Source organism: Streptomyces sp. NPDC127068 (assembly GCF_042724695.1).
Lineage (GTDB): Bacteria > Actinomycetota > Actinomycetes > Streptomycetales > Streptomycetaceae > Streptomyces.
This window is the reverse complement of the sequence record NZ_JBHXEN010000070.1, coordinates 1-25,910: the sequence shown is the minus strand read 5'-3', so window position 1 is coordinate 25,910 and position 25,910 is coordinate 1. Positions and strand designations below refer to the sequence as shown.

Here is a 25,910-nt window from a genome sequence, read left to right as displayed (position 1 = left end):
CTCAGACGTCCCGCAGGGCGACCGCCCGCAGTCTCAGCCGCCGCGGCTGGAGCGTGATTCCGATGCGGGGCGCCGTATCGGTCTCCGGCAGCGGAGCGAAGCTCCACCGCGGGGCGACCGTCGCCAGGATGATCGCCATCTCTGCCATGCTGAAGTGGTCCCCGGGGCACTTGCGGTTGCCGGTGCCGAACGGCATCATCGCCTGCCGTCCCGCGTCGGCGACCCGTTCGGGCAGCCACCGGTCCGGGTCGAACTCCAGGTGCCGCACGAAAGCCCGGGGGTCGCGCTGCATCGCATAGGGGCTGTACACGATGTCCGCCCCGGCCGGAATGCGATACCCACCGAGTACGGAATCGGCCACCGCCCGCCGCGTCAATATCCATACGGCGGGCCGTACGCGCATCGCCTCGGTGATGACATTCCGGGTGTGCGTCAGCCGGGGCAGGTCACCGAAAACAACCGGACGCCCACCGGTGACGTTCCGGACCTCGGCCCGCAGCCGGTTTTCCTCCGCGGGGTGCTCGGCCAGCAACTGGAACGTCCACGTGAGTGTCGAGGCAACGTTTTCCGCACCCGCCACAAGGAGGGAAACCGTCTGATCGTGGACCTCCTGCTCGCCCAGGGCTTCACCGTTTTCGTCCTTTGCCGCGAGCAATGCAGAGAGGAGATCTTCACGGTCCGTGGCCGAGTTGCGGCGCTCCGCAATGATCTCGTCGACGAGACGGTGCAGATCGGCCAATGCGTCTTCGAATCGGCGGTGCGCCGGCAGCGGGAGTTTGTAGAAGGGCCCCGCCGACAGCACCATGCGCCGGTAGAGCCCGCCGAAGACGGTGTGCAGCGAACTGCTGAGCCGTTCCGCGCGCGCGTCGATCGACTCGACGTGCAACAGGGAACGGGCCACGATCCGCACCGCGGTGCGGAACACCTCGTCGCCGAGGTCGACGGCGGCTCCGGGCCGCCACCGCCCGGCCATGGAACGGGCCTCCTGCTCCATCACGGCCGCGTGCTCCGCGATCCGCTCCGCGCGGAACGCGGGTTGGATCATCCGTCGTTGACGCCGGTGGACCTGACCGTTGCTGGTGGCGACGCCCTTGCCGATGAGCAGTTCCATGGTGTCCCACAGCGGACCGCCGACCACGAAGTCGGGGCTCTTGAGCAGCGTGGCCACGAGCGCCGGATCGCACACCGCGTACGCCGCCCGGGGGCCCAGTCTGATCCGCACCAGTTCGCCGCTGCCGCGCAGTCCGGCGAGGAAGCCGAGCGGGTCGCGCACGAGGTTCCACGCGTGCCCGAGGAGGGGCGCGCCACCCCCCGCCCAGGGGGGCGGGGGCGCGCCCGGCGCGTCCGGGTCCGCCGTCACGGTGCCGGGGCCGTCGGTCATCGCTCTCCTCCCGGCGCGGGCGGCTCGCCCTGGTCGCTGACGTACGGCGGTGTGGAGCGGTCGGCCCAGCTGTCGACCTGGTAGCGCCCCGACTCGTGGTGGAACCAGTACACGGAACTGATCCAGTTCCGCATGTTCGACACACTCAGCTCGACCGCGGCGGCCAAGGGTTCCCCACGCCAGGTTCCGTCTCTCAATCCCCGTACCAGATCGCCCACCTCCCGTTCCGCCTCCATGAATTCCGTAATGCAGTCACCCACCCTGCGGCGCACCTCTGCCACAGCGTCCTCCAAGGTCATTCCTTCATGTCGGATGAGACTGATGCCGAGATTGTGGTACTCATCGCCCGCTATTTCCTTGGGCAAGGAGCAGAGGTCGTTGTACCAGGCGGCGAAATTCTGACAGGAGAGTCCTGCCCGCCGATATGCGGAATGCTCCCGCACGTGCTGCGGAATTTCGTACCGTGCGGCGGGCTCCAGAAGGTCGAGCCAGATCCAGTGGGCAAAGGTGAGGCGGCGGAGTTCCAGATACTCGTCGACGGTCGGAACCTGACCGGTCGTCCGGTTCTGGAATTCGGTGTCATACGCCTCGATCACCTCGTGGAAGTGCCCGGAGAACCGGGCGTTCCAACTCTCGCCCAGGAACGAGTACAACCGGACCATGCTGTCCGCGAACGCAGCGACCAGTGTGTCCTCGTGGTGCAGGTGGTGCCACGGTGCATCGAGCGCGTCGTGGAGTCGCTGGCGGAGCCGGCCCCAGGCCGCGCTCCGGCCGTGCACGACGTCGCGGTCGTGACGATCGTCCCAGACGAAGAACCACGCACTGTAATCGGCAATTGCCTGGAGCACATCCGTGGGCGCGCCGATGTAGTAGCCGGCCATCAGATCCGTGTAGCACAGCCCGTCCGCATACCTGGCGACCTTGTCGGCCGGCATGAGTCGCTTTTCCAGAAGCCAGGCACGTGTGGCCTCCTGGAGTTCCGGCCAATACGGGTGCACCTGCCGTGGGAACAGCTCCTCGATCACCGGAAGCGCGAGTGCCGGTGGAACTGCGATCTGCGTCGTTGTGGTGCTGTGGGAGAAAGCAGGCACGAGCGTCCCCTCTCAGTCGGCCTTACCCACACGGTAGGGCGCACTTACCCATCCCGTACCGCGCCGTCGCGCATCCCCGCGCACTTTCCATTCAGCACTACATCTGACCGAGTAGGGAACAGATTTACTCCGCATACTCACCCAAGCTGCCGAGAACATCCCCATCCGTGACCGGATGTGGATCGCATGCGCCGCGCAACGCAACGGGCGCACGCGGGCGCACGAAACGGCGCCCGGCGAGAGCGTGTCTCGGCCGGGCGCCGTTCGTGCGCTGTTGGTGCGCGACCAGTGGGACCCCACCGGGCACGGCGGTCACAGCCGTACCGCCGAACCACCGGTGCCAGGGGTCCGCGGGCGGCCCCAGCGGCCCCCGCAGCGGGGTGCGGTGTGCCCCGGCGTGCCGGGACTCGTCTCCGCCGCTCGGGGCAGGCACCGCACGGGGGGTCAGCCGTTGGCCACCACGGGATACCGCGGAGTGCCCTCTTCCATCTGGCGCAGAGCGTCCTTGCGATCCCGCTTGGACAGACGGTCGATATAGAGCTGACCGTAGAGGTGGTCCGTCTCGTGCTGTAGGCACCGTGCGAAGTACCCACTACCGCGCACTACTACGGGGTGACCCTTCTCGTCCTGCCCCGTGACGACGGCATAGTCCGGGCGGGCCAGTTCCGCATAGGCCGTCGGCACCGACAGGCAGCCCTCGTTGGAGGCGTCGAGCACCCGCTGGTCCGCAGGCAGTTCCCGCAGCACCGGGTTGCACACCACACCGACGTGCCGCGTGCCCGAGTCGTCCATGCAGTCGTAGACGAAGACCTTCAGGTCCACACCGATCTGGTTGGCGGCGAGTCCCACGCCCTCGGCGGTGCGCTGGCTGGCGAACATGTCGTCCACCAGCTGCGTCAGTTCCTCGTCGAAGGCGGTGACATCCTTGCACTCCGTGTGCAACACCGGATTGCCCACCACGGTGATCGGACGGGAGGTACCGCGCTCGCGGTACGCCGCCTCCCGGGCCTCGCAGTCCTCCGTGTCGATGACGAATCCCTCGTCGTCCACGGGGAGCACCCCGCCGTGCTGCTGATCGGTGTCCTGCTGGGCCATGTCCGACGTACGCCTTCCTACACTGTGTCCCGCCCGGAACCGGTCCCTCCGGGAGCCCCGGCGGGGACGCACGGACTCCGGGCGACTGCCGCCACACAGCCTACGGCGCCCGGCACCGCGCCCGGACGGGATATGGACGATCGTCGTCCCCCCGGCGAGCGGGTCACCCATCGGGTCAGCGGGTCAGCACACCTCTTCGAGGTCACGCCAGTCCCGGGTGCCCGGGCTGTCCGCGACCCAGCCGTCGAGCAGGCCCCGCACCAGGGAGGCGGGCGCGGCGATCCCGCACTCCCGCTCGGGCACCCACTGGTGACCGTCGGTGCGGTGGCCCAGCGGCCCGGGCTGGCCGGGCTCGCTGTGGTCGTGCGGGTCGAGGTGCTCGCCGTCGCCCTCGTCGCTGGGCATCCGGCTCTCGGAACACATGCGGCACAGCAGCCGCACCGACGAGGACCAGTCCTCGGCGGCGTACCCGGCGTCGGCCGCGAGCCGCTCCAGGGCGTCCCGGTCCTCCTCGCCGTCCGCCTCCAGCAGGACCACCCAGGTGGGCACGGGCGAGGGCGCCCACAGTTCGATCTCGTCGAAGACGGGGTACGCGTGCCCGGCGGCGGTGGTCCGCTCCCCGTGCGGCACCCCGTCGTGCAGGACGACCTCGCCCCAGCGGCGCCCCGAGGAGGGCAGCGGAATGGACAGCACCTCCATCCGCGCCGGGTCCAGCCGCCGCCCCCACACCACCTCGGCCTCGCCCTCCGGGGAGAGCCGCACGGCGGCGCTACCGAGCTCCATCCCGACCGGTTCGCCGGCGTAGCCGCCCGTACCGGGCCGACCGCCGGGCACCTTCAGTCCGTACGCCTGCCAGGCGCGGCGGGCGAGCGGCCAGTCCTGGAGCGCGGTCGCGGCGATGCCGACGTTCCACCAGTCGGGGGCCCCGGTCTCCCGGTCCAGCAGGGCGACGGCCCGTAGCCCGGCGGCCCGCGCCTGCTCCCAGTCGTGCCGGAACTTGTGCAGCAGGGCGAGGTTGAACCAGGACTCCGAGAGCCACGGTTCGAGGTCCGCGGCCCGGGTCAGCAGGGCCCCCGCGTCGTCGTAACGGCCGTCGCCGATGAGCGTGAACGCCCGGTCGGTGGCCTGCCGCCAGGACGCGGAGGGCCGGTGCCGTCCCTTGCCGAAGATCCTCATTCCCGCCTGCCGTCCTCACGGGGGGCGCGGATTCCCGCCCCGCCCCCACAGCGTCTTCCTTCGCATCCAACCACGACCGGTCGGAGCACCGCTCATTACCCATGGGTTACCCCGTGGCGGACGACGTATGGCCCCGTTCCGTGCGGGTGCGCTGTGGTTGCTCGCGCCGTTCCCCGCGCCCCTTCGGTGCGTCCCGGTCGGGCTGCGCTGTTGTGTGCGGGTGCGCTGCACGATTGCGCAGTTCCCCGCGCCCCTATCGGGGCCCCACCCCAGCGGAGCTGGAGCCCCATAGGGGCGCGGGCAACCACGAGGCACTCGCAGGGGACAGCGCTCAGGCGCCTTCGGCGGAAGCGGGGACGTCCGTACCGGCGAGGTCAGACGCCGGCCCGCCCAACGGCTCCGTGACGGTCTCGCCGGAACGGATCAGCTCGATCCGCCCCATGACCTTGGCCCGCAGATCGGTGGGGACGTCGTCATGCCCGCAGCACCGCTTGACGAGCTTCTTCACGGCCTGTTCGAGCCCGTACTTCTCCAGGCAGGGCGAGCACTCCTCGAAGTGCGACTCGAACTTGGTGCAGTCACCCTCGGGCATCTCCCGGTCCAGGTACTCGTACAGGTGATCGAGTACCTCGGTGCAGTCCGTCTCGTGCGGCTCTCCGCAGCTCATGAGCCCGAGCCTTTCGCTTCGTTCGACTCTCCGGCACCGGCCGGGACGAGACCGCGGTCACGCGCGTAGTCCTCCAGCATGCCGCGCAGCTGGCGACGGCCCCGGTGCAACCGGGACATGACCGTCCCGATGGGGGTACCCATGATGTCCGCGATCTCCTTGTACGCAAAGCCCTCGACATCGGCCAGGTAGACCGCGATGCGGAACTCCTCGGGGATCGCCTGGAGCGCCTGCTTCACGTCCGAGTCCGGCAGGTGGTCGAGCGCCTGCGACTCGGCGGAGCGCAGCCCGGTGGACATGTGGGACTCGGCGCGCGCGAGCTGCCAGTCCTCGATCTCCTCGGCGGCACTGCGCTGGGGCTCCCGCTGCTTCTTGCGGTACGAGTTGATGAAGGTGTTGGTGAGGATCCGGTACAGCCACGCCTTGAGGTTGGTGCCCTCGCGGAACTGGTGGAACGACGCGTACGCCTTGGCGTAGGTCTCCTGCACCAGGTCCTCGGCATCGGCCGGGTTGCGCGTCATGCGCAGCGCCGCCGAGTACATCTGGTCGAGGAACCCGAGCGCGTCCCGCTCGAAGCGGGCGTTGCGCTCGGCCGTGCTCTCCCCGGGCTGCTCGGGCCGTTCCGCCTGGCCGTTTTCGGTCCCCGCGTCGGTCCCAGTGACCGGACCCACCTCCTCAAGCGCCGTGCCGGAGCCGAGGCCGGCTCCGTTCGCTTCGGAGAATAGTCGACCGGGGCCCTCAGGGGCGGTCCGGCCGTACGGAGCCAGCGGTGCCTGGGGGGTCAGGGGCAGCTCGGAGGTCGCCGGTACCCGGGCGGGCGCCGCCTTCGGCGACGGCAGCACCGACCACTGGAGTCCGGCGGTACCGCTGCGGCTCGGGTGCGTGATCGACCCCATGCGACGCTCTCCCTCTTTCCCTGACGTTCCCGACTGCTCCGACCGTGGCCGTCCGGCGGCCCGGTCCCGTGAACGTCCACGGGCGCTCGGGTTCCCACTGTTCGCGTCAACAGCACCCGGGTGCCCGGCATTCCCCGCCGGACGCGACGGTTCAGCGCTGCCGGGTGATCCACTCGACGACCGCGTCGGTCAGGACGCGCAGCGCCTCGTCCTCGGTCACCGGGGCCCGCTTGGCGACGTGGAAGGAGTGGTCGCCGTGCTCCACCTCGACCAGTTCGTACGGGCCGTCGGGGAACTCGTCCGGCTGGCCGAAGGGGTCGTTGCCGCCCTGGACGACCAGGGTCGGGACCCCGGCGCCGAGCAGTTCGTCGGCCCGGGAGCGCTCCGGTCGGCCCGGCGGGTGCAGGGGGAAGCTCAGCGCCAGCACCGCGCTCGCCGCCAGCTCGCGCGCCGTGCGGCAGGCCACCCGCGCCCCGGCGCTGCGCCCGCCCGCGACCACCGGCAGCCCGGGGGCGGCGAGCGCGGGCCACAGGTCGCGCCAGGCGGTGTCCAGGCTCTTCGGGGCGGGGGCCAGCTTCTTCCCGGCGACCCGCCAGGGCTGCTCCACCAGGGCGACGGTCGTGCCGTGCCGGGGCAGCTCCCGTGCCAGGGCCAGCAGGTCACGGGTGCCGGTGCCCGCGCCGGCGCCGTGCCCCAGGGCCAGCACCCGCACCGGGCGCTCGGCGGGGTGCCAGGTGATGCGGGCCTCCCCCTGGCTGGTGGGGACGGTCTCGCCGGTCGGGGCGGGAGGGTGGTCGGTGCTCACGGGGACATCCTGGCGGCTGGGGCGGCACGGGGCGGGGAGGCGGGGCGGTGGCCGGTGCGGGCGCCGTCACCGCGGGAGCAGCCAGCGGGTGCCCCCTATCAGGGAGCAGAGGGACACCGCGTGGAAGAAGAACAGCCACAGGGCGGCGGGCACGTTGGTGAGCCGGGACAGCTGGTCGGCGTCCGAGTCGCCGGCCCCGCCCCGACGGCGCTTGGCCTGGAGTTCGAAGGCGGGGCGGACGCCGCCCAGCAGCAGGAACCAGACGACCGTGTAGGCGAAGGCGGCCTGCACCTGGGGGCCGGCCAGCCAGGAGACCAGCAGGAACGCACCGCCCGACAGGACGACGGTGAGCGCCCCGTACGCGTTGCGGATCATGACGAGCAGCGCCAGCAGCAGGGCGGTGGCCAGCCACAGCAGCAGGGTGATGTGTCCGGCGCCCAGCAGTGCGGCGCCGCCGAGGCCGAGCAGCGGGGGCGCGGTGTACCCGGCGGCGGCGGTGAGGATCATGCCGATGCCGGTGGGTTTGCCGCGGCTGACGGTCAGTCCGGAGGTGTCCGAGTGCAGCCGGATGCCGTCGAGCCGGCGTCCGGCGAGCAGGGCCACCAGCCCGTGGCCGCCCTCGTGCGCGATGGTGACGGCGTTGCGGGAGAGCCGCCACGCCGGGGCCGGGAGGACCACCAGCAGCGCGGCGAGCGCCGTGGCGGCGACGACCCAGGTGTCCGGGTCCGGTTGGGTGCCGGTGACGCGGTCCCACAGGTCCGTGGCGCTGGCGATGGCGAGAGTGTTCATTTTCCGGGCGGCTCCCTCAACCGGGCGGGGGTCTGGCAGTGTGGCACGTATGTGCGGACGGTATGCGTCGAGTCGTAGGCCCGAGGACCTCGCGGGGATCTTCGCGATCGAGAAGTGGGAACCCGAGGAGACCCTGGAGCCGGACTGGAACGTGGCGCCGACCAAGGAGGTCCACGCCGTGTTGGACCGCCCCTTGAAGGACGCCGCTGACCCGCGTCCGGTTCGCCAGTTGCGCAAGCTGAAGTGGGGACTCGTCCCGTCCTGGGCGAAGACGCCCGAGGGCGCCGCCCGCATGATCAACGCACGCTCCGAGACGGTGCACGAGAAGCCGTCGTTCCGGCGGGCGTTCACGACGCGGCGCTGCATCCTGCCCGCGGACGGGTACTACGAGTGGGTGACGGGCGCCGGTGAGCGGGACCTGGAGGTCGAGGGACGCAAGAAGCGGCCCCGCAAGCAGCCGTACTTCGTGACCCCGGCCGACGGATCGGTGTTCGCGATGGCCGGACTGTACGAGTTCTGGCGGGACCGCACCCTGCCCGACGACCATCCGCGCGCCTGGTGGGCGACGTGCACGGTGCTCACCACGGAGGCGGAGACGACACCGCTGGCCGGGGCGCCCGCCGAGGGGCCGACCACCCTCGCCGAGATCCATCCCCGGATGCCGCTGATGCTCACCCCGGACCGCTGGGACGCCTGGCTGGATCCGTCCCGCACCGACCCGGCCGAGCTGAGCGCCCTGCTGGCTCCGCCGCCCGCCGGCCTGGTGCGGGCGTACCCGGTGGCCACGACGGTCAGCAACGTGCGCAACAACGGCCCCGAGCTGCTGACGGAACTCGACGGGCCCGAGGAGGCGACCCTCTTCTAGGGGGCGGCCCCGCTCTTGCGGGCGGGCTGGCGGGCCGGGTGCGGCAGGTGCCCGTACCCCACCTCTGTTACCAGGACGTTTCAGCTCATTTGCCCGAGAATCGTGCTGACGTCCAGCCACTAAGGTAAAGAGCATGACCGAGACTGCCGCGCATCCCGCCCTCTGGCCCGCCCCGCACGCGAGCGGAGCCGTCACCGCGACGGTCCAGGTGCCCGGTTCGAAATCCGTCACCAACCGTGCCCTGGTGCTCTCCGCCATCGCGTCCGAGCCGGGCTGGCTGCGCCGGCCGCTGCGCTCCCGGGACACCCTGCTGATGGCGTCGGCACTGCGTTCGATGGGCGTCGGCATCGAGGAGACGGTCTCCTCCGATTCGTCGCAGCCCGCGGCCTCCGGTTCCGTTGCGGGCGGCGGGGGCGAGGCGTGGCGGGTCATCCCGGCGGGCCTGCACGGCCCGGCCACCGTGGACGTCGGCAACGCGGGCACCGTGATGCGCTTCGTCCCGCCGGTCGCGACCCTCGCGGACGGTCCGATCCGCTTCGACGGGGACCCCCGCTGCTACGAGCGCCCGCTGCACGGCGTGATCAACGGGCTGCGCGCGCTGGGGGCCCGGATCGACGACGAGGGACGCGGGGCGCTGCCGCTCACCGTCCACGGCAGCGGCGCCCTGGAGGGCGGCCGGGTCGAGATCGACGCGTCCTCGTCCTCACAGTTCGTGAGCGCCCTTCTGCTGTCGGGGCCGCGGTTCAACCAGGGCGTCGAGGTCCGGCACGTGGGCGGGCCGCTGCCGTCGATGCCGCACATCCGCATGACGGTGGACATGCTGCGCCGGGCGGGGGCCCAGGTCGACGCCCCCGAGTCGGGCGGCGAGCCCAACGTCTGGCGGGTCACCCCGGGCGCGCTGCGCGGGGTGGACCTGACCGTCGAGCCCGACCTGTCGAACGCACAGCCGTTCCTCGCCGCCGCGCTGGTCACGGGCGGCCGGGTCGTCGTTCCCGACTGGCCGGAGCACACCACGCAGCCCGGCGACCGGCTGCGGGAGATCTTCACCGAGATGGGTGGTTCCTGCGAGCTGACGCCCGAGGGCCTGGTGTTCACCGGTTCCGGGAAGATCCACGGCATCGACGTGGACCTCAGCGAGGTCGGCGAGCTGACCCCGGGCGTCGCGGCGGTCGCGGCGCTGGCGGACTCCCCGTCGACGCTGCGCGGAGTGGCGCACCTGCGGCTGCACGAGACGGACCGGCTGGCCGCGCTCACCGAGGAGATCAACGGGCTGGGCGGCGACGTGACGGAGACCGCCGACGGTCTGGTGATCCGCCCCCGGCCGCTGCGCGGCGGCACCTTCCACACGTACGACGACCACCGGATGGCCACGGCCGGGGCGATCATCGGTCTGGCGGTGCCCGAGGTGCTGATCGAGAACGTCGCCACGACGGCCAAGACGCTGCCCGACTTCCCCGATCTGTGGACCGGGATGCTCGGGAACTGACGGACGGTTCGATCATGCGCCGCTACGGCAAGCACACCGACGAGGACGACATCCGGTTCCGCCCGAACCGCAAGGGCAACCGTCCCCGCAGCACCATCCGGCCCAAGCACGAGGACGCTGCGGACGGCATGGTCCTCACCGTCGACCGGGGACGGCTGACCTGTCTGGTCGACGGCCGGGTCGTGGTGGCGATGAAGGCCCGCGAACTGGGCCGCAAGGCGGCGGTGGTCGGCGACCGGGTGTCCCTGGTCGGTGACATGTCCGGCCAGAAGGACACCCTCGCGCGGATCGTGCGGATCGCGGAACGCACCTCGGTGCTGCGGCGCACGGCGGACGACGACGACCCGTACGAGCGGGTCGTCGTCGCCAACGCCGACCAACTCGCGATCGTCACCGCCCTCGCCGATCCGGAGCCCCGGCCCCGGCTGATCGACCGCTGCCTGGTGGCCGCGTACGACGGGGGGCTCGACCCGCTGCTGATCCTCACCAAGTCCGACCTCGCCCCGCCGGACAAGCTGTTGGAGACCTACGAGACGCTCGGGGTGCCGTACGTGGTGACCTCGCGGGACGAGTTGGCGGACGGCGGCGCCGCGGAGCTGGTGCGGGGGCTGCTGGACGACAAGGTCACCGCGTTCGTGGGCCACTCGGGGGTCGGCAAGACCACCCTCGTCAACGCCCTGGTGCCCGAGGAGCGGCGCCGCGTGACGGGACACGTCAACGCGGTCACCGGCCGGGGTCGCCACACCACCACCTCCGCCCTGGCGCTGCCGCTGTCCGGGGCCGCGGGCTGGGTGATCGACACCCCGGGCGTGCGGTCGTTCGGGCTGAACCACGTGGACCCGTCCCGGGTGATCCTCGCGTTCCCCGACCTGGAGCCGGGCACGGTCAACTGTCCGCGCGCGTGCAGCCACGACGAGCCGGACTGCGCCCTGGACGCCTGGGTCGCCGAGGGCCACGCGGACCCGGCACGGCTGTACTCCCTGCGGCGGCTGCTGGAGGTCCGGGAGCGGCACGACGGCGACTGACCGACACGTTCGGGCGTGCGGCGCGGCCGTGTGGCGTCCGTCCCGGTGGGGGCGTCGCGTGTTTGCGGGCCCCCCGGGCAGGTGAAGGCATAATCGCACCGAGCCTGACCCAAGCCGGACGAAGCGGCCACGGAACGTGGGGACCCCGGGAGGCATCACATGGCGTGGCTGCTGGTCATCGTCGCCGGACTGCTCGAAACCGGCTTCGCGGTCTGTCTGAAGTTGTCCCACGGGTTCACCCGGCTCTGGCCCACGGTCGCGTTCGCCGCCTTCGCCCTCGGGAGCTTCGGGCTGCTGACCCTGGCCCTGAAGCGGTTGGACGTGGGCCCGGCCTACGCGGTGTGGACGGGGATCGGGGCGGCGGGGACGGCGATCTACGGGATGGTCTTCCTCGGGGACGTGGTCTCCACCCTGAAGATCGTGTCGATCTCCCTGGTGGTGGCCGGGGTGATCGGGCTTCAGCTGTCGGGCTCCGCGCACTGAGCCCGGTCGCCGAGCGCCTCGCGCACCAGGTCCGCGGCCGTCCGTGCGGTGGGCGGCGCGTACACGCAGGACAGGGCGAGGCGCAGGGCGACCTCGGTCGCCCGGGTCAGTGCGGCCCGGTGGACGGGGTCCACCGCGGGCGGCGCCAGGGCGGTGACGGCACGGTCGCGGACGAGGGCCAGCAGGGCGCCGGGGGACGGCACCGGCCCGTTGCCCGGGCGCGGTGCGGGCGGGGCGGCGGGGTCGGAGGGCGCGGCGGCGAGCGCCCGGGCGGGGAGGCGCGGGCCCCACTGTCCGGTCAGCGCGGAGCGCACCAGCGGATTGCCGCGGGCGGTGGTGACCAGCCACTCGGCCAGGGCCGGAAGGCGGGCGGACGGGTCGCCGGGGCCGGTGAGCACCCGGTCGACGCCCACGAGGTAGCCGTCGACCTCCCGGTGGACGAGGGCCCGGGCCAGCCCGTCCTTGCTGCCGAACTCGTTGTACAGGGTCTGTCGCGACACCCGGGCGGTGGCCGCGACGTCCGCCATGCGCACGGCGGACCAGGAGGCCCGGGCGAGGGCGTCACGGGCCGCGTCGAGCAGCAAGGCGCGCGCCGCGGTCATGCTCGGCTCCTCACGGACGACGTCGATGCCGGTCCGGGCCCCGGGGTACGGGCTTCACCGGGATCGCGGACCCGCTGTCAGCGTTGACGGCCCCCGGAGCACTGTCAAGGCCGGCGACCGCTCGTTCCCCGCTCCGCTCCCGTCCCGGTCGCCGGACGGGTGGTGGCCCCCGGACCGGCCCGCTGGATACTGTTCGGCCATGCCCGACTACCACGATGACCTGCGGTTGGCCCATGTGCTCGCCGACGCCGCCGACGCCGCCACCATGGAGCGGTTCAAGGCCCTCGACCTGAAGGTCGAGACGAAGCCGGACATGACCCCGGTGAGCGAGGCGGACAAGGCGGCCGAGGAGCTGATCCGCGGTCAGTTGCAGCGGGCCCGCCCGCGGGACGCGGTGATCGGCGAGGAGTACGGCATCGAGGGCACGGGCCCGCGGCGCTGGGTCGTCGACCCGATCGACGGCACCAAGAACTACGTCCGCGGGGTCCCGGTGTGGGCGACGCTGATCGCGCTGACGGAGGCGGCCGAGGGCGGCTACCAGCCGGTGGTGGGCCTGGTGTCGGCCCCGGCGCTGGGCCGCCGTTGGTGGGCGGCGAAGGGGCACGGGGCGTTCAGCGGACGCAGTCTGACCTCGGCTTCCCGGCTGCGGGTCTCCCAGGTCTCCCGGCTCGCCGACGCCTCGTTCGCCTACTCGTCGTTGAGCGGCTGGGAGGAGCAGGGGCGACTCGACGGCTTCCTCGACCTCAGCCGGGCGGTGTGGCGGACCCGTGCGTACGGGGACTTCTGGCCGTACATGATGGTCGCCGAGGGTTCGGTGGACCTGTGCGCGGAGCCCGAGTTGTCGCTGTGGGACATGGCCGCGAACGCGGTGATCGTGTCGGAGGCGGGCGGCACGTTCACCGGGCTGGACGGCCGTCCGGGTCCGCACAGCGGGAACGGCGCGGCGTCCAACGGGCTGCTCCACGACGAGCTGTTGGGGTATCTGAACCAGCGGTACTGACGGCGGCGGACTGCGGGGTCGCCCGGCGGGCGGCGCCACCGAACCGAGCGCTCCGGTTCCCGCAGGGTTTCACGCTACGTGACCACACCCGCGGGACCGTCACCCGGAGTAGAGGTTTTCCGGCCGTTCTTCACCCTCTTCACCCCCTTGTTGGCGGGTGCGGCGACTGCCACCCTGAAGGTCACTCCACTTGTGAACTTGTGAATCCGTTCGCAAGGGGGCTTCGTAGAAGCAGGAGGTGGCTTTCGACCATGCTCGTCCGCGACGCCATGAGCACGGTGGTCCTCACCATCGGCCCCGCGCACACCCTGCGCCGGGCCGCTTCCCTGATGTCGGCCCGCCGCGTCGGCGCGGCCGTCGTCCTCGACCCCGACACCAGCGGGCTCGGCATCCTGACCGAGCGCGACATCCTCGTCTCCATCGGCCTGGGGCAGGACCCCGACCGGGAGACGGCCGCAGCCCACACCACGACCGACGTGGTCTTCGCCGCCGAGGCGTGGACCCTCCAGGACGCCGCGGACGCGATGACCCGCGGCGGCTTCCGCCATCTGATCGTGCTCGGCGACAGCGAACCGGTCGGGGTGGTCTCGGTCCGCGACGTCCTGCGCTGCTGGGTGCCGGCGCGGCGCCGGGCGGCCAGCGCGATCGGCTGACCCCGGGCGCACGACGTGCGACGGCCGGGCGGATGACCTCCGCCCGGCCGTCGTCCCACACACCGGGGGCGTGGCGCGGGTCGACCCCGCACCGCACCCCCGTCGCCCTCAGCCGCGCAGGGCCTGGACCGCGGCTTCCAGACGCTTCCCGAAGTCCCCGTCGGCCTGCCGGAAGTTGTTCACCGCGCGCTCGACGATGTCGTCGCGCGACACCTGGGCGATGGCTCCCGAGAGGTTCTCGATCAGACGGGACTTCTCGTCCTCCGACATCAGCCGGTACAGGTCACCGGCCTGGACGAAGTCGTTGTCCTCGGCGTGGCCGGGGGCCACGTGGTTGGCGGTCGAACCGGTGACCGTGGTGGCCGCCCACAGCGGCCGGTCGGTCTGGAACGGACCGCCGAAGCTGTTGGGCTCGTAGTTCTTCGCACCCTTGTGGCGCCCGTCGTACAGGAAGCCGTCCCGGCTGTTGGTGCGCGCCTCGGTGGCGTGCGGACGGTTCACCGGGAGGTGGTCGGCGTTGATGCCGACCCGGTAGCGGTGGGCGTCCCCGTACGCGAACAGCCGGCCCTGGAGCATCTTGTCGGGGGACGGGCCGATGCCCGGCACGAAGTGCGCGGGGCTGAAGATCGACTGCTCGACCTCGGCGAAGACGTTCTCCGGGTTGCGGTTCAGCTCCAGCTTGCCGATCTCGATCGGCGGGTAGTCCTCGTGCGGCCACACCTTGGTGAGGTCGAACGGGTTGAAGCGGTAGTTCGCCGCCTCGGCCGCGGGCATCACCTGCACCTGGACCGTCCAGGACGGGAAGTCGCCGCGCTCGATCGCCTCGCGCAGGTCCCGCTGGTGGCTGTCCGGGTCCTCCCCCGCGAGGCGGTTGGCCTCCGCCTGGGTGAGGTTCTTGATGCCCTGGTCGGTCTTGAAGTGGTACTTGACCCAGAAGACCTCGCCGGCCTCGTTGGTCCACTGGTAGGTGTGCGAGCCGTAGCCGTTCACGTGGCGGTACGAGGCGGGGATGCCCCGGTCGCCGAAGAGCCAGGTCACCTGGTGGGTGGACTCGGGGCTCAGCCCCCAGAAGTCCCAGACGTTGTCCGCCTCCTGCGAGCCGGTGTACGGGTCGCGCTTCTGGGTGTGGATGAAGTCGGGGAACTTGATGGCGTCCTTGATGAAGAACACCGGGGTGTTGTTGCCGACGAGGTCGTAGTTGCCCTCCTCGGTGTAGAACTTCAGCGCGAAGCCGCGCGGGTCGCGCACCGCGTCGGCCGCGCCCAGGTTGCCGGCGACGGTCGAGAACCGGAGGAAGGTCTCGGTCTGTTTGCCCACCTCGGAGAGGAACTTCGCCCGGGTCCACTGGGTGACGTCCCGGGTCAGCGTGAACGTGCCGTACGCACCCGCGCCGCGCGCATGGACGACCCGCTCCGGAATGCGCTCACGGTTGAAGTGCGCCAGCTTCTCCAGCAAGGACTGGTCCTGGACCAGTACCGGACCACCGACGCCCGCGGTCTCGCTGTTCTGGTTGTCGGCGACCGGAGCGCCGGCCTCCGTGGTGAGCGGTCCCTGCGACGTCACGTGCGCCTCCTGCGTCATCCTGAGCCAGTTTGACCTCTTGGCCAATGCCGTAGCCGATCCTACAATGGACAATGTCTAAGTCAAGCAACTCTCCAAAGTCACACCCATTCGGGATCAAGGTCCCCCTGCTGTTAGGCTGATGCGCATGAGTGACCTGTTGGAGCGGCTGCGTGGACGTGGCTGGCGGATGACCGCACAGCGCCGTGTCGTGGCCGAGGTCCTCGACGGTGAGCACGTCCATCTGACCGCCGATGAGGTGCACGCGCGCGCTGTGGTCCGGCTGCCGGAGATCTCCCGGGCGACCGTGTACAACACGCTCGGCGAGTTGGTCTCGCTGGGCGAGGTGCTCGAAGTGGCGACCGACAAGCGGGCCAAGCGGTACGACCCGAATGCGCATCGGCCCCACCACCACCTGGTGTGTTCGGGCTGCGGTGCGATTCGCGATGTGCATCCGTTGGGGAATCCGTTGGGTGATCTCCCCGATTCGGAGCGGTTCGGGTTCACCGTGTCCGCGGTGGAGATGACGTTCAAGGGCCTCTGCCCCCATTGCACGAGTAACTAGCCGGACGGCGCACTTTCCGCTGGGTGCGCTGTGGTTGCCCGCGCAGTTCCCCGCGCCCCTAGGGGGTTGCCTCTTGCGGTGTGGTGTTCCTGCGGGTGCGTCGTGGTTGCCCGCGCCGTTCCTCGCGCCCCTAGGGGGCTCCCCCTGAGGGGCTCTGTCCAGGCTGAGGGGCTCCCGGGGGGCCTGGGGTGTGCCCCGATAGGGGCGCGGGGAACGGCGCGACGAGCCACGACGCACCCGCAGGGGACAGCGCACCGCAGGAGGCACCACCCAGGGGCGCGGGGAACTGCGCGAGCAACCCACGACGCACCTGCACGGGAGCACGACTAAGGCCCAGAGGCGAAGCCTCTGGGCCCTTGTCTTCAAGTAGCGGGGACAGGATTTGAACCTGCGACCTCTGGGTTATGAGCCCAGCGAGCTACCGAGCTGCTCCACCCCGCGTCGGTAAACTGAACTGTACGTGACGCACGGGTGGGGAGCAAATCGCAGCCCGCCGCTCACCGCTTGCGGGCCACCCCCCCGGCCATCAGTCGCTGCGCGACGTTCAGCGGCTCCTCGACCGGCTCGGTCGGACGCCACAACGGCAGGGACACCACCCCGGGGTCCAACAGCTCGTACCCGTCGAAGTACGCGGTGATCTCCTCGGTGGTGCGGAAGCGCCCCGTACCGAGGAGGTGCAGCATCGTCTGCTCGACGGCCCGCGCCTCCGGTCCGGTGTCGCAGAACGCCGTGATCACCAGGTGGCTGCCCGCGGGCACGTGGGACATGTACTCGTCGACGATGCCCTTGGGGTCCTCGTCGTCGTGCAGGTGGTGGAGGATGCCGACGAGCAGCACGCCGACCGGCTCGTCGAAGTTGATCAGCCGCTTGACGGCGGGCTCCTGGAGCACGTTCTGCGGGTCGCGCAGGTCCGCGTTGGAGACGCCGGTGTTCGCGTTCTCCTCCAGCAGGGCGCGACCGTGGGCGAGGACGATCGGATCGTTGTCGACGTAGACGACACGGGCGTCGGGGTTGACCCGCTGGGCCACGTGATGCGTGTTCTCCAGCGTGGGGAGCCCGGCACCGAGGTCGATGAACTGCTTGATGCCCACCTCGGACGCCAGGTGGCTGACCGCACGGCCGAGCACGGCCCGGTTGAACCACCCCACGTCCCCGATGTGGGGCACCGTCTGCTTGACCCCTTCGGCAACCACGCGGTCGACCTCGTAGTTGTCCTTGCCACCGAGGACCGCGTCGTACACCCGCGCGATACTGGGCTTGCTCGTGTCGATTTCCTCCGCCACCGCGACTCTCCGTCCCTGTGCCACCCGTACGGGCGATATCCAGCCGCCAGGTTAACCCCCGTGCGGCGCGCCACAGTTATCGCGGGCACCCCTTTTTTCAGGAATGACGGATCGTCAATCCCGGACTCGGCCCGAGGGTCGGCACCGCACGGCGTCAGGCGGAGAGTTCCTCGCCCAGCGCGTCCCTCAACCGGGCGGCGCGCGCGGCGACTTCCTCGGGTCCGAGGGACACCGCGAGGTCGGCCCACCGCTGGCCTTCGGCCAACTCGCCGCGCCGTGCGTGCAGCAGCGCCAGCCGCAGGGCGGCCCGTCCGTGCCCGGCGCGGGCGGCCCGCTTCCACCACAGCGCGGCCTCGGGCTCGCTGCCCTCCCGGGCGAGCAGCAGCCCCAGGTTGAAGGCGCCGTTGCGGCTGCCGGCCTCCGCCGCGAGGCGGTACCAGCGGGCCGCCTCGACGACGTCGCCGCGTGCGGAGGCGAACATCCCGACCCGCACCTGGGCCCGTCGGTGCCCCTGTTCGGCAGCCCGCTCGTACCACTCCTCGCACTCGGTGCGCTCCAGTACCGGCTCCCCCAACTCGTGTGCGGGAGCGGGCGGGCGGCGGGCGTCCAGCACCGCGGCGAGCCGGTACGCGGCCTCCGCGCTGCCGCCGCCCGCGGCCCGTCGCAGGTGCCGTTCCGCCTCCTGCTCCTCGCCGTCGCGGAGCCTGGCGATGCCCACGTGCAGGGCGGCCTCGGTGTGTCCGGCGGCGGCGGCCCGCCCGTACCAGCGCACCGCGCCGGCCTCGTCGCCGCGCCCCTGGCAGAGGATGCCCAGGTTGAAGGCGGCGTCGACGCTGCCCGCCTCGGCCGCCTTGGAGAACCAGGGCTCGGCGCCCGCCGCGTCACCGACCTGGAGCAGCAGGACGGCGAGCGCGTTCGCCGCCTCGCGGTGCCCGGCGTAGGCGGCCTGGCGGTACCACTGCTCGGCCTGCGCAGTGCGGTCCTGCTGGGCGTACAGCAGCGCGAGGTTGTAGGCGCCGTTGACGTCGCCCGCGTCCATCGCGGCGCGGTACCAGCGCTCGGCGCTCTGCGGTTCGCCGCGCTGGGCGTGCAGCGCACCGAGGGCGTTCGCGGCGTTGCCGTCGCCGTCCTGGGCGGCCCGCAGCCACCACACGGCGGCGTTCTCGACGTCCCCGGCGTCGCGCAGCAGGTACCCGAGGGCGCAGGCGGCGCGGGCCTCGCCGTCCTTGGCGGAGGTGAGGTACCAGCGGCCGGCCTCCTTGAGGTCGCCGCGGCCCTCCAGGATGGCGCCCAGGTGGAGGGCGGCCTGCCGGTGCCCGCGCGCGGCGGCCTGGCGGTACCACTGCTCGGCCTCGCCGGCCGCCCGCGGTCGGGACGGACGGTCGGCCGGGGCGGGGGTCGGGGCGTCGGGGCGCTCGTCGAGCCGGCGGGCGAGCCGGTAGGCGGCTTCCCGGTGGCCGCGTTCGGCGGCGGCCCGCATCCACTCCTCGGCTCCGGCGTCGGCGCGGTGCTCCAGCAGGTCGGCGAGCGCGTACGCGCCGAGCGCGTGGCCCTGCTCGGCGGACTGGCGCAGCCAGTACTCGGCGGCGGGTTCGTCGCCGCGTTCGCGTTGGTGGCGTCCGAGGGCGTGGGCGGCGGCGGCGGAACCGGCGACGGCGGCGATCCGCCACCAGCCGGCGGCCTCGTCGGAGTAGCCGCGTTGGTGCAGCAGGACGCCCAGGTTGTTGGCGGCGGCCCGGTCGCCGGCGGCGGTGGCGGCCCGCAGTCGGGGCTCGGCCCCGTCGAGGTCGCCGCGGCGCAGGAGGAGCGCCCCGAGGACGCTCAGGGCCTCCGTGTCACCGGCGTCGGCCGCGGCGCGGTGGCGTTCCTCCTCGGCCGCCGCGCCGGTCTCGTCCCGGTCGACGGGCTGCGCAAATCGCCCTGTCTCCCACAGAGTTGCCTTGTCCCCCATAACATCCATCGTCGCACCACCCGCAACCTGGGCATTTCTGACACACCGCAGTCAGCGAGGTCACTACAGCGTTTTGTCGACATGCCCACACAGAGACAAGTCAAACACGTTGACCCCAACTCTCCCTGACGCTCGTGCCCTTGAGCGCGGCGTGCACACCGCCCGCGCCCGCGTCCACACACACATGACGAAGGCCCGGAAGCTAGCTTGGCTTCCGGGCCTTCGCCTTCAGTAGCGGGGACAGGATTTGAACCTGCGACCTCTGGGTTATGAGCCCAGCGAGCTACCGAGCTGCTCCACCCCGCGTCGTGTTGTTTAGACCTTAGCACGGTGTGGGCGGGTGATCTTCCCACCGGCGGAGCACCCGCCCCCGTGACGCTCGGGTGCTCGTCGGAGCGTGCGGGCCGCCCCGGGGGCGCGCGGTGTGCGCCGCGCCCCCGGGAGTGGTCCGGCCGCCCGGGTCAGGCGCCCCGGGCCGGCTTCTCGGCAGGCTTGTCGGAGGATTCCCCTGAGGGTTCCTCGTCGGGCTTCCCGGCCGGCTTGCCGTCCGCACCCTCGTCCGCCTTCTGCTGGGCCTCCTCGGCCCGCTTCAGCGCGTCCTTGAGCTTGGTCTGGGCCTCGCCGTACGCCTTCCAGTCGTTGTCCTTCATCGCCTGCTGGCCGTCGTCGAAGGCCCGCTGGGCCTCTTCGAGTGCCTCCTGGACGGTGGGATCGGCGCTGCCCGGCGGCTCGGGCGGGGTCTCCCCCGGTGGCTGGGGCTCGTTGGTCTCCGGCTTCTCGGGCGGGCTCGCCTTCTCCGCGCCGAAGACGACGTTCAGCGCCTTCTCCAGCGTCGGTTCGAACGCCGTCTTGCCGTCGTAGGTGACCAGCACCCGGCGCATCAGGGGGTACTTCAGCCCGCCGCCGCGCACGTAGACCGGTTCCGCGTAGAGCAGTCCGCCGTCCAGGGGCACGGTCAGCAGGTTGCCGTACTCGACTTCCGAGTCACCACCACGCAGCAGCCTGATCTTCTCGGCGATGGCCGTGTCCGAGTTGAACTTGCTCTGCACCTGCTTGGGCCCGTCGATCGTCTCCGCCGACGGCATCTTCAGGATGCTGATCTTGCCGTAGTCGGAGGTGCCCGCCTCGGCGTTGACCGACATGAAGGCGCTGAGGTTGTCCCGTCCGTTCGGCGTGAACGTCGTCGTGAGGGAGAACGCCTGGTCCTTCTGGTCCGGCATCCGCATGCTCAGGTAGTACGGCGGCACGGCCTTGCCCGACCGGTTCGTCGGGTCGTCCGGCACCTGCCACACCTCGCTGCCGCTGAGGAACGCGTCGGCGTCCCCGACGTGGTAGCGGGTCAGCAGCTCGCGCTGGACCTTGAACAGGTCCTGCGGGTAACGCAGGTGGTCCATGAGCAGCGGGGAGATCTCGCTCTTGGGCTGCACCGTGTCCGGGAACGCCTTCATCCAGGTCTTGAGGACCGGGTCCTGGGTGTCCCACTGGTACAGCTTGACCTCGCCCGAATACGCGTCGACCGTCGCCTTGACCGAGTTGCGGATGTAGTTGACCTGGTTCTGCTGGGCCACCACCGCCCGCTGGTTGTTGCGCTCGGTCAGCGAGTCGGCCGTGGTGTCGCCGAGGGTGGTGCGAGACGCGTACGGGTAGCCGTTGGTGGTGGTGTACGCGTCGACGATCCACTGGATGCGGCCGTCGACGACCGCCGGGTAGGCGTCGCCGTCGATGGTCAGCCAGGGCGCGACCGCCTCGACGCGCTCCTTGGGCACCCGGTTGTACAGGATGCGGGAGCCGTCGCCGATCGCGCCCGAGTAGAGGATCTGCGGCTCGCCGAAGGCGACGGCGTACGCCGCGCGGTTCAGGGGGTTCGACAGGTTGACGCCGCTGTCGCCCTTGTACCGGGTGGTCTTCTCGCCCTTGTCGTCGGAGTAGTCGATCTCGCTCTGCGGCCCGCCGACGATGGAGTACTGCGTCGTCTTCTCGCCGTAGTAGATCCGCTGCTCGTAGTCGCCGAGCGTGCCCTTGGAGGGCAGGTCCGACTCGGTGAAGACGGGGCTGCCCCCGGGTGTGGCCTCGGTGCCCTTCGCGGCGACCACGCCGTACCCGTGGGTGTAGCGGAAGTGGTCGTTGATCCAGTTGTTCTTCGGGATGCCGTTCAGGTCCAGCTCGCGCAGACCGATGACGGTGTCCTGCTCCTTGCCGTCGGGGCCCTTGTAGCGGTCCACGTCGAGGTTGGCCGGGAAGGCGTAGTAGTTCCGCATCTGCTGGAGCTGCTGGAACGTCGGCGACACCACGTTCGGGTCGATCATGCGCATGCTGGCCGCCTTGTCGGCGTCCTGGCGCAGTTTCGCCTTGTCCGTGGTGTTGCTCTTGCCCGGGTAGTCGGTGACGTTGATGTCCGAGATGCCGTACGCCTCGGTCGTCGCCTTGAGGTTCTTCTCGACGTACGGCGCTTCCTTGGCCTGCTCGTTCGGCTGGACCTGGAACTTCTGCACGATCGCCGGGTACAGGCCGCCGATCAGGACCGCGGAGAGCACCATCAGGCCGAACCCGATCACCGGGAGCTGCCAGGTGCGCCGCCACAGCGTCGCGAAGAACAGCACGGCGCAGATGGCCGCGATGAAGAACAGGATCGTCTTCGCGGGCAGGTACGCGTTGGCGTCGACGTAGCGCAGGCCGGTCCAGTTGTCGGTGGCCTTGAAGTCGCTGGACTTCACGGCGAGCCCGTACCGGTCGAGCCAGTAGGCGATCGCCTTCAGCGAGACGAAGATGCCGAGGAGCACCGAGAGGTGCCCGGTGGCGGCGGCGGTGGCCCGCCCGCCGGGGCTGGTGACCCGCAGCCCGCCGTACAGGTAGTGCGTCAGGGCGGCGGCGATCAGCGAGAGCACCACGGTGGCGAAGCCGAAGCCCAGCAGGAAGCGGTACCAGGGCAGGTCGAAGGCGAAGAACGACACGTCCAGACCGAACTGGGGGTCCTTCTTGTCGAACGCGACGCCGTTCACCCACATGAGCCAGGTGCGCCACTGGCCCGCGGCTGACGCCCCGGCGATCAGCCCCACGATCGCCGTGAGTCCGAGCAGGATCCACTTCTTATAGGGGGCGATCCCCATGCGGTACCGGTCGAGGTTCTGCTGCTCGGTCGACATCGCGCTCAACGGCGGACGCAGTCGGTGCGCCAGCCAGATGTTCACGCCGACGGAGGCCGCCATCAGCAGTCCGAAGACGAGGAACAGCCCGATCTTGGTCCACAGGGTCGTCGTGAACACCGACGAGTAGTTGACCGACCGGTACCAGAGCCAGTCCGTCCAGAACCCCGCGAACATGACGAACACCATGGCCAGCACGGCCAGGACGCCCAGTGTCATGAGCAGGGTGCGGACCCGCCGGGACGGTCGGCCCACTCTGATCCGTGGCCCGGTCGGGCCTCCGCCGCGGTCCGGCATCTGGAAAGCCAAGGTGCGCACCTCGAAGTCGCTGTAGTTCTGCTACCGGACCCCCACGAACGCAGGGGTCTCACCTATGCAACTTACTGATGCTTTACTCGGTTCCCGGTTCCGGGGGTGAACGAGGCAGGATTGTGACCATGTCCAACACCGCCAACTCAGGCACCCCGATGGCCGCCGGTCCGCTGACGCGGGCCGTGCTGGAGATCGACGAGTACATCTCCGGGCTGGGCTGGGACCAGCCCGCCCGACTGTTCGCCCTGGTCGACACGGATCGACTGCGCTCCCAGGAACCCACGCTCGCCGCGCGGCTCGGCCTCGCCGACGACCCCGCCGCCCCCAACCCGGGTGGCTCATTGACCCCGATCGAACAGGACGAGGTTCCGGCGGGCACCGCGCTGGACGAGTTCCTGGGCACCATCGCCTGGCCCGACGCCGTGGCCGGCTGCGCCCTGTCGGTGGAGCGGCTGATGCTGCCCCCGTCGGCCGAGGCGTCCGTCCCGGCCGGCCTGGACGGCGCGAAGCTCGCCGGCTGGGTCGCCCGGCACCCGGACCGCCAGGAGGTCCGGATGACGGTGGCGGTGCTGCGCGACGGCTCCCGCGATTCGGCGCTGCGGCTGCGCGACAAGGACTCCGCGACGGACGTCCTGACCGGCTCCGACCTGGTGCCGGGTCTGGCCGACGCCCTGACGGCGACGTTCGCCGAGTAGGCCCCCGCGGGGCCGGACGGGCCCGCCGCCCGGCCCCGGGGCTCAGCCCTTGGAGCAGGTGGGCAGGCGGTCCGTCCGACCCTCGCGGATGTCCTCCAGGGACTGCATGGCGTCGTCCATGGTGTCGACCTTGACCAGGGTGAGCCCGTCGGGGACGTCCTCGGCGGCGCTCGCGCAGTTGTCCTTCGGGGTGAGGAAGAACTCGGCCCCCTGCTCCCGGGCGCCCACGGTCTTCATCTCGACGCCCCCGATCGGCCCGACCTTGCCGTCGTCGTCGATGGTGCCGGTGCCGGCGACGAACTTGCCGCCGGTGAGGTCCTCGGGGGTGAGCTTGTCCACGATGCCGAGGGCGAACATCAGCCCGGCGCTCGGACCGCCGACGTCGGCGAGCTTGATGTCGATGCTGAACGGGAAGGTGTGGTCGGTCCCGGCCTGGATGCCGACGATCGCCCGCTTCCCGTCCTCGGCCTCCTTGGTGGTGACGGTCACGTCCTCGGTGCGGGTGGCCGGCTTGCCGGTCTTCTCCGCCTCGGCCGCGTCCTTCGCCGGGATGACCGTGAAGACGACCTTCTCGCCTGGCTCGTGCCGGGTGACGAGCTTCGCGACGTCCGCGGGCGCCTTCACCGGCTTGCCGTCCACGCTCTTGATGACGTCACCGGCGTGCAGCCTGCCCTGGGCGGGGCTGCCCTTGACCACGGAGGCGACGATCACCCAGGACTGGACCGGGATGTCCAGCTCCTCCAGCGCGGCGACCTTCGCGCTCTCCTGGGACTGGGTGAACTCCTCGGCGTTCTCCTGGTTGGACTGCTGCTCCGTCTTGCCGTCCGGGTAGAGCGTGTCGTGCGGCACGACGATGTTGTCGTGGGCCAGCCAGCCGTACACCGCCTCCACCAGGTTCATCCGGTAGTCGGCACTGGTGACGCGGACCGTCGTCATGTTCAGGTTGCCGGTCGTCGGGTACGTCTTGCGGCCGCCGATCTGGAGCACCGGCTCGCCGTCGTGCTCGCCGAGCGTGTTCACGGTGGGACCCGGGGACATCTCCGAGTACGGCGTCTTGATGAGCACTCCCGCGCAGAGCAGCGCGATCAGCAACACGGTGGAAGCGAGCATCGTCGTCGTGCGGCGTGGCATGGAACGACAGTACGGGACCTGCCGGTGATCGCACCGCCCAGTCCGCCCGGACGGGTCGCCCGCGTTCCGGATGCGCCCCTCACACCGCGTCGGAGCGGCTCTTCTCCATGGCCGCGCGGAACCGTTCGTAACCGGCCAGCTCCGGTCCGTCGCCGGTGCGGCGGGTCCTGGTGGCCCAACTGCCCCACAGGCCCGCGCCGAGCGCGGCGAAAAGCGGAATCAGCAACCAGGCGATGGCCGCCATGCCGACCTCCCAACCCGGTGTGTGACCCCAACTGACTGATCAGCAGATTAACCGTCCGCAGTGACCACGCTCACGCCAGGGGGGCGGTTGCGCAAGCGGAGGACCCGGCCGGGCGAAGCGGGGGCCTCAGCAGGCGCCCACCCACTCCTCCGTGCCGTCCGAGAAGCGCTGGTGCTTCCAGACGGGGACCTCCCGCTTGAGGTCGTCTATCAGTCTGCGGCACGCGGCGAAGGCTTCCGCCCGGTGCGGGCAGGACACCGCGACGATCACTGCGAGGTCGCCCACGGAGAGGTCGCCCACGCGGTGCACCGCGGCGAGGCCCTGGACCGGGAAGTCCGCGGCGACCTTCTCCGCGACGCGGCGGAGTTCGGTCTGGGCCGTGGGGTGGGCGGAGTAGCCGAGGCCCTCCACGGACGCGCCGGCGTCGTGGTTGCGGACCGTTCCCACGAACAGGGCGGTGCCGCCTGCTGTGGGGTCGCCCACCGCGTGGAACACCTCGTCCAGGGACAGGGGCTCCTCGCGTATCGCGACCAGTCGCACGGTGTTCGCTTCGCTCGGCTCGTCCATCTCGGTGCCCCCCTCGTTCCCGTACACCCTAGGACACGGAGTGCGCGGTCCCGCGCAGTGCAGCCGGGTCCCCTCACGGTGCGCTGTCCCGTGCGGGTGCGCGGTGGTCGCCCGCGCAGTTCCCCGCGCCCCCTTCGGGTGCGTTCCGCTGGGGGTGCGCGGTCCCGTGCGGGTGCGCTGGGCGATTGCGCAGTTCCCCGCGCCCCCGGGTGGTGCCTCCTGCCGTGGTTCGGTCGGCTGCGGGTGCGCTGTGGCTCGTCGCGCAGTTCCCCGCGCCCCTTACGGGCGCTCCCGCTGGGGTGCGCTGCCACGGCGCGGGTAGGCCGGGGTTGCCCGCGCCGTTCCCCGCGCCCCTATCGGGGCGCCTCGGGCCGGCTGAGCCCCTCAGAGGGGCAGCCCCATAGGGGCGCGGGGAACTGCGCGGGCAACCACGACATGCCCGCAG

Annotated in this window: 24 protein-coding genes and 2 tRNA genes; 8 read left to right on the top strand and 18 right to left on the bottom strand. The window is 71.2% G+C overall.

Translation table 11 applies throughout. The annotated features are described in order from the left end of the window. Position 1 precedes the first annotated feature (1 nt). The 8 genes from ACFWIA_RS31550 to ACFWIA_RS31515 all read right to left on the bottom strand — a co-directional run bounded on the left by ACFWIA_RS31550 (position 2) and on the right by ACFWIA_RS31515 (position 7,900). Positions 2–1,381, bottom strand: coding sequence for a cytochrome P450 (locus ACFWIA_RS31550; protein WP_387010672.1), 1,380 nt, complete (start codon positions 1,379–1,381; stop codon positions 2–4). Continuing rightward, the gene (gene cyc1 / locus ACFWIA_RS31545; protein WP_387010671.1) at positions 1,378–2,472 is read right to left on the bottom strand and encodes an epi-isozizaene synthase; all 1,095 of its coding nucleotides are present in this window, start codon (positions 2,470–2,472) and stop codon (positions 1,378–1,380) included. The genes ACFWIA_RS31550 and cyc1 overlap by 4 nt, the downstream gene beginning before the upstream one ends. A 444-nt stretch (positions 2,473–2,916) precedes the next feature. Beyond that, positions 2,917–3,567, bottom strand: coding sequence for a peptide deformylase (gene def, locus ACFWIA_RS31540; protein ID WP_387010670.1), 651 nt, complete (start codon positions 3,565–3,567; stop codon positions 2,917–2,919). 183 nt (positions 3,568–3,750) lie between these two features. Then, positions 3,751–4,743: a tetratricopeptide repeat protein gene (locus ACFWIA_RS31535; protein ID WP_385494530.1), complete on the bottom strand. Its 993-nt coding sequence runs from the start codon at positions 4,741–4,743 to the stop codon at positions 3,751–3,753. A 331-nt stretch (positions 4,744–5,074) separates the two neighbouring features. Then, positions 5,075–5,410, bottom strand: coding sequence for a mycothiol system anti-sigma-R factor (rsrA, locus tag ACFWIA_RS31530; protein WP_387010669.1), 336 nt, complete (start codon positions 5,408–5,410; stop codon positions 5,075–5,077). Beyond that, positions 5,407–6,081, bottom strand: coding sequence for an RNA polymerase sigma factor SigR (gene sigR, locus ACFWIA_RS31525; RefSeq protein ID WP_385494638.1), 675 nt, complete (start codon positions 6,079–6,081; stop codon positions 5,407–5,409). The genes rsrA and sigR overlap by 4 nt, the downstream gene beginning before the upstream one ends. Before the next feature lie 376 nt (positions 6,082–6,457). Further along, positions 6,458–7,111 carry an alpha/beta family hydrolase gene (locus ACFWIA_RS31520; RefSeq protein WP_387010668.1) on the bottom strand — a complete coding sequence of 218 codons (654 nt, stop codon included), beginning with the start codon at positions 7,109–7,111 and terminating at the stop codon, positions 6,458–6,460. Positions 7,112–7,177: 66 nt separating this feature from the next. Further along, positions 7,178–7,900 (bottom strand): M50 family metallopeptidase, encoded by a 723-nt coding sequence (locus ACFWIA_RS31515; RefSeq protein ID WP_387010667.1) that lies wholly within the window; start codon positions 7,898–7,900, stop codon positions 7,178–7,180. Between the two features lie 49 nt (positions 7,901–7,949). On the opposite strand from ACFWIA_RS31515, the gene ACFWIA_RS31510 reads away from it, so the two are divergent. The 4 genes from ACFWIA_RS31510 to ACFWIA_RS31495 all read left to right on the top strand — a co-directional run bounded on the left by ACFWIA_RS31510 (position 7,950) and on the right by ACFWIA_RS31495 (position 11,759). Beyond that, positions 7,950–8,765, top strand: a complete 816-nt coding sequence (locus ACFWIA_RS31510) for an SOS response-associated peptidase (RefSeq protein WP_387010666.1) — start codon at positions 7,950–7,952, stop codon at positions 8,763–8,765. Positions 8,766–8,898: 133 nt separating this feature from the next. Beyond that, the gene (gene aroA / locus ACFWIA_RS31505) at positions 8,899–10,251 is read left to right on the top strand and encodes a 3-phosphoshikimate 1-carboxyvinyltransferase (protein ID WP_387010665.1); all 1,353 of its coding nucleotides are present in this window, start codon (positions 8,899–8,901) and stop codon (positions 10,249–10,251) included. Positions 10,252–10,265: 14 nt separating this feature from the next. Beyond that, the gene (rsgA, locus tag ACFWIA_RS31500; protein WP_387010664.1) at positions 10,266–11,276 is read left to right on the top strand and encodes a ribosome small subunit-dependent GTPase A; all 1,011 of its coding nucleotides are present in this window, start codon (positions 10,266–10,268) and stop codon (positions 11,274–11,276) included. Positions 11,277–11,435: 159 nt separating this feature from the next. Then, positions 11,436–11,759, top strand: a complete 324-nt coding sequence (locus tag ACFWIA_RS31495) for a DMT family transporter (RefSeq protein ID WP_387010663.1) — start codon at positions 11,436–11,438, stop codon at positions 11,757–11,759. Here ACFWIA_RS31495 and ACFWIA_RS31490 read toward each other — a convergent pair. Then, positions 11,735–12,361, bottom strand: coding sequence for a TetR/AcrR family transcriptional regulator (locus ACFWIA_RS31490; RefSeq protein ID WP_387010662.1), 627 nt, complete (start codon positions 12,359–12,361; stop codon positions 11,735–11,737). The genes ACFWIA_RS31495 and ACFWIA_RS31490 overlap by 25 nt on opposite strands. A 199-nt stretch (positions 12,362–12,560) precedes the next feature. On the opposite strand from ACFWIA_RS31490, the gene hisN reads away from it, so the two are divergent. Together hisN and ACFWIA_RS31480 are read left to right on the top strand one after the other, a co-directional pair. Continuing rightward, positions 12,561–13,361, top strand: coding sequence for a histidinol-phosphatase (hisN, locus tag ACFWIA_RS31485; RefSeq protein WP_387010661.1), 801 nt, complete (start codon positions 12,561–12,563; stop codon positions 13,359–13,361). 251 nt (positions 13,362–13,612) lie between these two features. Beyond that, positions 13,613–14,014, top strand: a complete 402-nt coding sequence (locus ACFWIA_RS31480; protein WP_387010660.1) for a cyclic nucleotide-binding/CBS domain-containing protein — start codon at positions 13,613–13,615, stop codon at positions 14,012–14,014. Positions 14,015–14,122: 108 nt separating this feature from the next. On the opposite strand, the gene ACFWIA_RS31475 is transcribed toward ACFWIA_RS31480, so the two are convergent. Next, entirely contained in the window at positions 14,123–15,595 is a 1,473-nt protein-coding gene (locus tag ACFWIA_RS31475; protein WP_387010659.1) for a catalase, read from the bottom strand. Positions 15,596–15,722: 127 nt separating this feature from the next. Between ACFWIA_RS31475 and ACFWIA_RS31470 the strand changes: the two genes are divergently transcribed. Further along, positions 15,723–16,139, top strand: a complete 417-nt coding sequence (locus ACFWIA_RS31470) for a Fur family transcriptional regulator (protein ID WP_387010658.1) — start codon at positions 15,723–15,725, stop codon at positions 16,137–16,139. 367 nt (positions 16,140–16,506) lie between these two features. Here the strand turns inward: ACFWIA_RS31470 and ACFWIA_RS31465 are convergent. The 5 genes from ACFWIA_RS31465 to ACFWIA_RS31445 form a co-directional block, all read right to left on the bottom strand. Next, positions 16,507–16,580 (bottom strand) — tRNA-Met (locus ACFWIA_RS31465). Between the two features lie 56 nt (positions 16,581–16,636). After that, a complete protein-coding gene (locus tag ACFWIA_RS31460) occupies positions 16,637–17,422 on the bottom strand; it encodes an SAM-dependent methyltransferase (protein ID WP_387010657.1) in 786 nt (261 codons plus the stop codon). 154 nt (positions 17,423–17,576) lie between these two features. Next, positions 17,577–19,382, bottom strand: a complete 1,806-nt coding sequence (locus tag ACFWIA_RS31455) for a sel1 repeat family protein (RefSeq protein ID WP_387010656.1) — start codon at positions 19,380–19,382, stop codon at positions 17,577–17,579. A gap of 223 nt (positions 19,383–19,605) precedes the next feature. Further along, positions 19,606–19,679: transfer RNA gene (locus ACFWIA_RS31450), tRNA-Met, on the bottom strand. A 155-nt stretch (positions 19,680–19,834) separates the two neighbouring features. Beyond that, positions 19,835–22,813: a UPF0182 family protein gene (locus ACFWIA_RS31445; RefSeq protein WP_387010679.1), complete on the bottom strand. Its 2,979-nt coding sequence runs from the start codon at positions 22,811–22,813 to the stop codon at positions 19,835–19,837. A gap of 140 nt (positions 22,814–22,953) precedes the next feature. On the opposite strand from ACFWIA_RS31445, the gene ACFWIA_RS31440 reads away from it, so the two are divergent. Beyond that, on the top strand, positions 22,954–23,523 hold the full coding sequence (locus ACFWIA_RS31440; protein WP_387010655.1) for a PPA1309 family protein: 570 nt from the start codon (positions 22,954–22,956) through the stop codon (positions 23,521–23,523). Between the two features lie 42 nt (positions 23,524–23,565). Here the strand turns inward: ACFWIA_RS31440 and ACFWIA_RS31435 are convergent, their stop codons facing one another. From ACFWIA_RS31435 to ACFWIA_RS31425, 3 genes are all read right to left on the bottom strand, one after another. After that, the gene (locus ACFWIA_RS31435) at positions 23,566–24,654 is read right to left on the bottom strand and encodes a PDZ domain-containing protein (protein ID WP_387010654.1); all 1,089 of its coding nucleotides are present in this window, start codon (positions 24,652–24,654) and stop codon (positions 23,566–23,568) included. Positions 24,655–24,733: 79 nt separating this feature from the next. Continuing rightward, a complete protein-coding gene (locus ACFWIA_RS31430; protein WP_387010653.1) occupies positions 24,734–24,898 on the bottom strand; it encodes a hypothetical protein in 165 nt (54 codons plus the stop codon). Between the two features lie 126 nt (positions 24,899–25,024). Further along, positions 25,025–25,465, bottom strand: coding sequence for a molybdenum cofactor biosynthesis protein MoaE (locus tag ACFWIA_RS31425; RefSeq protein ID WP_387010652.1), 441 nt, complete (start codon positions 25,463–25,465; stop codon positions 25,025–25,027). Positions 25,466–25,910 lie beyond the last annotated feature (445 nt).

Coding starts and splice junctions, on each gene's coding strand:
- ACFWIA_RS31550 (WP_387010672.1), bottom strand. CDS start 1,381: ATGACCGACGGCCCCGGCACCGTGACGGCGGACCCGGACGCGCCGGGC.
- def (WP_387010670.1), bottom strand. CDS start 3,567: ATGGCCCAGCAGGACACCGATCAGCAGCACGGCGGGGTGCTCCCCGTG.
- ACFWIA_RS31535 (WP_385494530.1), bottom strand. CDS start 4,743: ATGAGGATCTTCGGCAAGGGACGGCACCGGCCCTCCGCGTCCTGGCGG.
- rsrA (WP_387010669.1), bottom strand. CDS start 5,410: ATGAGCTGCGGAGAGCCGCACGAGACGGACTGCACCGAGGTACTCGAT.
- ACFWIA_RS31515 (WP_387010667.1), bottom strand. CDS start 7,900: ATGAACACTCTCGCCATCGCCAGCGCCACGGACCTGTGGGACCGCGTC.
- ACFWIA_RS31510 (WP_387010666.1), top strand. CDS start 7,950: ATGTGCGGACGGTATGCGTCGAGTCGTAGGCCCGAGGACCTCGCGGGG.
- aroA (WP_387010665.1), top strand. CDS start 8,899: ATGACCGAGACTGCCGCGCATCCCGCCCTCTGGCCCGCCCCGCACGCG.
- rsgA (WP_387010664.1), top strand. CDS start 10,266: ATGCGCCGCTACGGCAAGCACACCGACGAGGACGACATCCGGTTCCGC.
- ACFWIA_RS31495 (WP_387010663.1), top strand. CDS start 11,436: ATGGCGTGGCTGCTGGTCATCGTCGCCGGACTGCTCGAAACCGGCTTC.
- ACFWIA_RS31490 (WP_387010662.1), bottom strand. CDS start 12,361: ATGACCGCGGCGCGCGCCTTGCTGCTCGACGCGGCCCGTGACGCCCTC.
- hisN (WP_387010661.1), top strand. CDS start 12,561: ATGCCCGACTACCACGATGACCTGCGGTTGGCCCATGTGCTCGCCGAC.
- ACFWIA_RS31480 (WP_387010660.1), top strand. CDS start 13,613: ATGCTCGTCCGCGACGCCATGAGCACGGTGGTCCTCACCATCGGCCCC.
- ACFWIA_RS31475 (WP_387010659.1), bottom strand. CDS start 15,595: ATGACGCAGGAGGCGCACGTGACGTCGCAGGGACCGCTCACCACGGAG.
- ACFWIA_RS31470 (WP_387010658.1), top strand. CDS start 15,723: ATGAGTGACCTGTTGGAGCGGCTGCGTGGACGTGGCTGGCGGATGACC.
- ACFWIA_RS31455 (WP_387010656.1), bottom strand. CDS start 19,382: ATGGATGTTATGGGGGACAAGGCAACTCTGTGGGAGACAGGGCGATTT.
- ACFWIA_RS31445 (WP_387010679.1), bottom strand. CDS start 22,813: ATGCCGGACCGCGGCGGAGGCCCGACCGGGCCACGGATCAGAGTGGGC.
- ACFWIA_RS31440 (WP_387010655.1), top strand. CDS start 22,954: ATGTCCAACACCGCCAACTCAGGCACCCCGATGGCCGCCGGTCCGCTG.
- ACFWIA_RS31435 (WP_387010654.1), bottom strand. CDS start 24,654: ATGCCACGCCGCACGACGACGATGCTCGCTTCCACCGTGTTGCTGATC.
- ACFWIA_RS31430 (WP_387010653.1), bottom strand. CDS start 24,898: ATGGCGGCCATCGCCTGGTTGCTGATTCCGCTTTTCGCCGCGCTCGGC.
- ACFWIA_RS31425 (WP_387010652.1), bottom strand. CDS start 25,465: ATGGACGAGCCGAGCGAAGCGAACACCGTGCGACTGGTCGCGATACGC.